General features: G+C 63.8%; 6 protein-coding genes. 2 read left to right on the top strand and 4 right to left on the bottom strand.

Annotated features, from left to right (window positions below; genetic code table 11):
* Positions 1 to 246: 246 nt before the first annotated feature.
* A complete protein-coding gene (gene gtdA, locus ACV1FX_RS39745) occupies positions 247 to 1,287 on the bottom strand; it encodes a gentisate 1,2-dioxygenase (RefSeq protein WP_473122937.1) in 1,041 nt (346 codons plus the stop codon).
* A 151-nt stretch (positions 1,288 to 1,438) separates the two neighbouring features.
* Between gtdA and maiA the strand changes: the two genes are divergently transcribed.
* Both maiA and ACV1FX_RS39735 read left to right on the top strand, forming a co-directional pair.
* Positions 1,439 to 2,071: a maleylacetoacetate isomerase gene (maiA, locus tag ACV1FX_RS39740; RefSeq protein WP_473122936.1), complete on the top strand. Its 633-nt coding sequence runs from the start codon at positions 1,439 to 1,441 to the stop codon at positions 2,069 to 2,071.
* Positions 2,061 to 2,573 (top strand): MarR family winged helix-turn-helix transcriptional regulator, encoded by a 513-nt coding sequence (locus ACV1FX_RS39735; RefSeq protein WP_473122935.1) that lies wholly within the window; start codon positions 2,061 to 2,063, stop codon positions 2,571 to 2,573. The genes maiA and ACV1FX_RS39735 overlap by 11 nt, the downstream gene beginning before the upstream one ends.
* Before the next feature lie 207 nt (positions 2,574 to 2,780).
* On the opposite strand, the gene ACV1FX_RS39730 is transcribed toward ACV1FX_RS39735, so the two are convergent.
* The 3 genes from ACV1FX_RS39730 to ACV1FX_RS39720 form a co-directional block, all read right to left on the bottom strand.
* Positions 2,781 to 3,920: an FAD-dependent monooxygenase gene (locus ACV1FX_RS39730; RefSeq protein ID WP_473122939.1), complete on the bottom strand. Its 1,140-nt coding sequence runs from the start codon at positions 3,918 to 3,920 to the stop codon at positions 2,781 to 2,783.
* A gap of 292 nt (positions 3,921 to 4,212) precedes the next feature.
* Positions 4,213 to 5,034, bottom strand: coding sequence for a cysteine rich repeat-containing protein (locus tag ACV1FX_RS39725; RefSeq protein ID WP_473122934.1), 822 nt, complete (start codon positions 5,032 to 5,034; stop codon positions 4,213 to 4,215).
* Positions 5,035 to 5,204: 170 nt separating this feature from the next.
* A complete protein-coding gene (locus tag ACV1FX_RS39720) occupies positions 5,205 to 6,206 on the bottom strand; it encodes an NADP-dependent oxidoreductase (protein ID WP_473122933.1) in 1,002 nt (333 codons plus the stop codon).
* Positions 6,207 to 6,330 lie beyond the last annotated feature (124 nt).

Raw genomic sequence — 6,330 nt, 5'->3', positions numbered from 1 at the left:
CGACGTATCCATCCCAATACGGATAATCTGGCTCACGGACGGCTCCTGTGAATGAGTTTCTGACAACCTCATTCTGGCACACTGATGCCGTAGGGGGCCGTCCACACCATCACCCCAGGGAGGAGTTTGGCGAAGACTCGGGGTTGCATCTTCGTCGGTACGACGACTGCCCTATCTCGATAGATCACGCGGTATGGGTCCCGGCCTGCGCCGGGACGACACCGAAGTTGAGGCGAGTACCTCACTTCACGCATTACCGCGATCTTCGCGGAAGAGATCGAGCTTCTGCTGCACCGGACGGTCGGAGAAGCTGAACAGCACGGCATCCGTCTCGGCCTCGTGCGTCACCCAGTGCCAGCTCGGCGCCACGAACAGGTCGCGCGGGCCCCATTCGAAGACCTGATCGCCGACGCGGGTGCGGCCTTTGCCTTCGATCGCGCAGAACACGGTCGCGTCGGTGGAGCGGTAGCGCGCGGTCTTGAAACCCTTTGGCAGGAGCTGGATGAAGGTGCCGATGGTCGGCATCGCATAGTCGCCGGTCTCAGGGTTCGAGAATTTCAGCTTCAACCCGTGGCAGGCGTCCCATTCCTCGCGCGCTTTGGCCTTTTCCAGGGCCTCGCGGGTGTAGGCATAGGGATAGCTGAAGATCGGCGAGGTCTTCGACGATCGCTTCACGTCGACCGGCAGCAGATTGTGGCCATAGCGCGCAAAGCTGTCGCCAGTGGGTTTTGTGATCTTCTGCTGGTCGTCCTTGGCGCCTTCCGCGAACGAGCAGTCGAAGAACTGCACGAGGGGGATGTCGAGACCATCGAGCCAGAACATCGGCTCATTCGTTTCGTTGGAATGATCGTGCCAGGTCATCGATGGCGTGATGATGAAGTCACCGGGCTCCATCGCCGTGCGCTCGCCGTCAACGGCAGTGTGAGCGCCCTTGCCCTCGAGCACGAAGCGCAACGCCGACTGGCTGTGACGATGCGCGGGCGCGACGTCGCCGGGCACCACCATCTGCACGCCGGCGTAGAGCGAGGTCGTGATCTTCGACTGCCCGCGCAGGCCCGGATTTTCCAGGATCAGCACCCGCCGCTCGGCTTCCTTGGCGGTGATCAGCTTGCCCGCTTCGGTCATGTAGTCGCGGATGACGTCGAACTTCCACGAATGCGGCCGGCAGGCGCTCCTCGGCTCCGGCGTGATCAGGTCGCTCATCACGGTCCAGAGTGCGGTGAGGTTTTCGCCATCGATCTTTCTGTAGAACGCTTCGCGTTCCGGCGTCTTCGCAACGGCTTCCATGACGAGCCTCCCGTCCGTTCGTTTTGTAGATTGACAGTATACTGCCAATCTGGGTAGCGTCAATTATTGCGAATTGTTTGACATCGTCATTCCGTGTTCTCGCTTCGCGAGCCCCGGAATGACGAATGAGAGACCAAGAGGGAGGGTTCCGATGAAGCTGCACGGCTATTTCCGCTCCAGCGCGGCCTATCGGGTGCGGATCGCGCTGAACCTGAAGGGTCTGACCGCCGCTCACCTGCCGCATCATTTGCGCAAGGGCGAGCAATGCGCGCCCGCCTATCTCGCCATCAACCCGCAAGGCCTGGTGCCGGCGCTGGAGAATGATGCGGGCACGATCCTCACCCAGTCGCTCGCCATCATCGAATGGCTGAATGAGATTCACCCCAATCCGCCGCTGCTGCCGCAGGACAGCTTGCGCCGCGCCAAGGTGCGCGCATTCGCGCTTGCCATCGCCTGCGACACGCACCCGGTGCAAAACCTGAAAGTGCTGGCGCGCCTGCGCGAGCTGGGGCTGGCGGAGGACAAGGTCCAGGAATGGGCCGCCTGGGTCAATTGCGAGGGGCTGTCGGCCTGCGAGACCTTGGTAAAGGACGAGTCGGGGCCGTTCTGTTTCGGCGATGCGCCGACGCTCGCCGATCTCTGCCTGGTGCCGCAGCTCGGCAATGCCCGCCGCTTCGGCGTCGATGTCTCGGCCTATCCGCGGCTGCTCAAGGCGGAGGCCGCCGCGAAGGCGCTGCCGGCCTTCGCCAATGCCGCGCCGGAGAAGCAGCCCGATGCCGAGTAAGCCTGCCCCTCCGATCACGATGGACGCGGTCTATGCCGCGCCGGGCTATCTGTTCCGGCGCATGCAGCAGATCGCGGTCTCGATCTTCATGGAGGAGTGCAAGGCGTTCGACCTGACACCGGTGCAATATGCGGCGCTGGTTGCAATCCACACCCATCCCGGCATCGATGCGACGCGGCTGTCCGCGGTGATCGCCTTCGATCGCTCGACGCTCGGCAGCGTCATCGAGCGGCTCCAGGCCAAGGCCTATATCGAGCGCAAGGCGGCGCCCGAGGACAAGCGGATCAAGCTGCTCTATCTGACGAGGCAAGGTGCAGGAATTCTCAAGGACATCATCCCCGCAGTCGAGCGCGCGCAGGCGCGCATGCTGCAGCCGCTCAAGTCCGCCCACCGCAAGACGCTGATGATGCTGCTCGTGCAGCTCGTCGATCTCAACAACGAAGCCTCGCGCGTGCCCTTGCGCGCCGAGGACGCGCTGGAGCATCTGGGCAAGGCGGGGTGAGGGTGGAGTTGTCAGGGACGCAAAGTTTGCGCCTGATACATAGCCGTCGTCCCGGGGCGCGCGTAGCGCGGGCCCGGGGTCCACAACCGCAGGGAGTGGTTTGGCGAAGATTGGCAACCCCGATCTCGCGCCACAACTGCATGCTGTTGTTATGGATCCCGGCGTTCGCCGGGACGACAGCGAAAGTGTGGTGGCGCGCTGCGTTTCTCACACCGCGCTCCCACCGTTCTTTTCCGCCTCGTAGCGTGCCATGAAGGCCGGCGACATGTGTCGCAGGCGGGCATCGTCGATCCGCCCGGAGCGGGTGATGTAGCTGTACGCAAAATCCATCAGGTCCAGCTTCATATGGTCGGCGAAATGCTCATACCAGCCGGCCGAGGTGCGCGCTGCGCTGACGAGCTTTTGCACGATCGGCTTGCGCTCGGCCTGGTAGCGCTGCAGCGCGGTGGCAAGATGCGCATCCGATTCCAGCGCTTTCACCAGAGAAATCGCGTCCTCGATCGCGAGCCGCGTGCCCGAGCCGATCGAGAAATGCGCCGAGTGCAAGGCATCCCCGATCAGCACCATGTTCTTGAACGACCAGTGCTCGTTCCAGACCCAGGGGAAATTGCGCCAGACCGATTTGTTGGAGACCAGGCAGTGGCCGCCGAGCGTATCCGCAAAGATCTCCTCGCACATGCCCTTGGATTGCTCGAGGTCCTTATAGGCAAAGCCATAGGCCTGCCAGGTGGCATGATCGCACTCGACCAGGAAGGTGCTCATGGTCGGCGAGTAGCGATAGTGATGCGCGTTGAAGGCGCCGCGGTCGGTCTTCACGAAAGTCTGCGACAGCGTGTCGAAGCGTTTCGAGGTGCCATACCAGACGAACTTGTTGGAGGAGTAGGACAACGAGGTGCCGAAATCGCCTTCGAACGAGCGGCGCACCAGCGAGTTCAACCCGTCGGCGGCGACGATCAGATCATGGCCGTTGAGCTGATCGATGGAATGGACCTGCGTGTCGAAGCGCGACGTGACGCCGGCATCGATTGCGCGCTGCTGGAGGAATTTCAGGAGCTCGAGCCGTCCAATCGAGGAGAAGCCGACCCCGTCGATGGCAACGCTGTTCCCGCCGAGGTTCAGCGTGATGTTTTCCCAGCTCTCCATGTGCGGAGCGATCTCGTCGACGGTCTCGGGATCGTCGGTGCGCAGGAACTCCAGCGCTTCGTCCGAGAAGACCACGCCAAAGCCCCAGGTCGCGTCGGCCGGGTTCTGCTCGAACAGGTCGACCTGGTCGTCGGGGTGGCGCTTCATCCAGAGATAGGCGAAGTAGAGCCCGCCAGGCCCTCCGCCAATCACGGCGATCCGCAACATCGTCCTCCCTGATTGACAGCCTGTTATCTCGAGATGAACTGGTCTGCCCCAGCCCGCGCCGCAGCAAAGATCGGCAAGGCCCGCGTCCTCAGGCGCAGTGCTTTACCCGGACGCCGTCCACCAGCGCAATAAGCAGGAATGAACGCATGGTCTCCTCCCGGTCTTGTTCTGGTCGACATCGAAACATCGGCAAAGTGCTGCGGCATCAACGCCGGCGTGCATGATCGGTCGTACGCCGCTGGAACCCGCGACGCGGACCTCGTCCGCGTCGCTTTATCCTACCGCGGGATCATCGCGCGGCGAAGGGTGCCAGCACGTCCTTGCACGCGGGCGACAGCGAGGCGGCGTTGGTCGCGAGGCACTGCGCGATGCGACCGCCGCCCGGCGCCACGCCGGCGCACAGGGTGCGGAGATCGCCACCGCAGGCCGAGCGCACGATCAGCAGCTCTTCCCGCGGCCGCAACGGCCGCAGGCTGATGACTGCCGGCGCTGCCGCAGGTACGGCCGCCGCGGGAGCTGTCGCGGCCGCCACGCCGCCACTGCCGGTCGCGGCGCTCACCGCGTTTGCGCAGGCGGACGAGACCTTCGCCTTGTTCTTCTCCAGGCATTCGAGGGCGGGCGCGCCGCCGGGCGGCACGCCGGCACAGACCCTTGGATAGTCGGAGCGACAGGCACTCTTGATCGCGGAAACCTGTGCGCTGCTCGGCTGCCTTGCGGCGGCAGCTTTGGGCGTCTCGGCTTTGGGCGCTTCGGTCCTGGATGTTTCGGTTGTGGCGGCCGGCTTGGCGGGTTCAGCGGCGGGCGTCGATTCAGTCTTCGCTGCGGCCGGCGCGGCTTCGGTCTTTGGCGCAGCCGCCGGTTCGATCGCGCGCACCGCGCTCTGGCAGGCCGCCGACAGGCTCGACATGTTCTTGTTCAGGCATTGCAGCGCCTCGGCGCCGCCCGGCGTCACGCTCGCGCAATGCGCCTGATAGTCGCCCCGGCATGCGGACCGGATCGCGCTCTTCTGTGCGTCGGTCGGAGCCTGCGCGAAGATCGGTGCTGCAGTTGCGAAGAGAGCCGTGGCCAGCAGCGCGTTGCGCGTTGCGACAATTCTCATGCTGTTGAACATTTGCGTCAATTCCTGCCCTTGTGAAGCCCACGTCTTGAAAATCGGAGCTTCGAAAAAGTCATATGATCGCAATCGGCGCGAGGGTCATCTCGCGCGCGGCATCATTGGCCGCTTTGGCAACTCCCGCAAGTGGATTATGTCCGCCGAATGTGGCGGGACAACATCGTCAGTCAGAGCTTGACCATCCGCTTGCCGCGGTTCTCGCCCGCAAGCAATCCGATCAGCGCCCTTGGCGTGTTCTCGAGGCCGCCGATGATGTCCTCCTGCACCTTCAATTGTCCCGACTTGACCCAGGCTTGAAGGTCGGCGAGCGCACGCTGGCTCTGGCTCATATAGTCCATCACGATGAAGCCCTGCATCACGAGCCGCTTCACCACGATCAAGCCGGGCACGCCGCGCGGGCCATGCGCGGACGGCGCACCGTCATATTGCGAGATCGCACCGCAGCAGGCGATGCGGCCGTGATTGTTCATCTGCGGCAGGCAGGCTTCCAGAATGTCGCCGCCGACATTGTCGAAATAGACGTCGATGCCATCAGGAGCAGCCGCACGCAGCGCCTTGAACACCGCGCCGTCCTTGTAATCGACGGCGGCATCGAAGCCGAGTTCCGAGGTGAGCCAGTTGCATTTGTCCGCGCCGCCGGCGATGCCGATCACGCGACATCCCCGGATCCTGGCGATCTGTCCGACGATCGACCCGACCGAGCCGGCAGCGGCCGAGACCACGACGGTTTCGCCCTCCTTAGGCTTGCCGATGTCCAGCAGGCCGAAATAGGCGGTGAGGCCGGCGATGCCGAACACGCTGAGCAGATGCGTCAGCGGCTCGAGCCTTGGCATTTTCGTGAGATGCTTTGCAGGCACCGCGGCATAGTCCTGCCAGCCGGTATCGCCGAACACGATGTCGCCGGCCGCGATCCCCGCTGCCTTCGAGCTGACGACCTCGGCGATGGCGCCGCCCGCCATCACGCTGTTGGCCTCGACCGCCGAACGATAGGTCGCGCCATGCATCCAGGCGCGGTTGGCAGCATCGAGCGAGATGTAACGCACGCGCAACAGCGCCTCGCCGTCCTTCGGCTCCGGCACGGTGCCCTCGACCATCTTGAAGTGCTCCGGTCCAAGTTTGCCGCTCGGCTTCTCCACCAGAAGGATCTGGCGATTGACGGTCCCGCTCATGGTCGTCCCCTCCTGAATCGTTTGACTTTTATTGGTGCAGGTGCCGCGCAGAAAACATGCAAGCCGCATCCATTGTGCGCTGCGTGAAGGCTAGATCGCTCCGCTCCTTTTCACAACGGGAACA

The sequence above is a fragment of the Bradyrhizobium ingae genome (assembly GCF_055791185.1).
This window is presented reverse-complemented; position numbering and strand designations above follow the sequence as displayed.

Coding starts and splice junctions, on each gene's coding strand:
- gtdA (WP_473122937.1), bottom strand. CDS start 1,287: ATGGAAGCCGTTGCGAAGACGCCGGAACGCGAAGCGTTCTACAGAAAG.
- maiA (WP_473122936.1), top strand. CDS start 1,439: ATGAAGCTGCACGGCTATTTCCGCTCCAGCGCGGCCTATCGGGTGCGG.
- ACV1FX_RS39735 (WP_473122935.1), top strand. CDS start 2,061: ATGCCGAGTAAGCCTGCCCCTCCGATCACGATGGACGCGGTCTATGCC.
- ACV1FX_RS39725 (WP_473122934.1), bottom strand. CDS start 5,034: ATGTTCAACAGCATGAGAATTGTCGCAACGCGCAACGCGCTGCTGGCC.
- ACV1FX_RS39720 (WP_473122933.1), bottom strand. CDS start 6,206: ATGAGCGGGACCGTCAATCGCCAGATCCTTCTGGTGGAGAAGCCGAGC.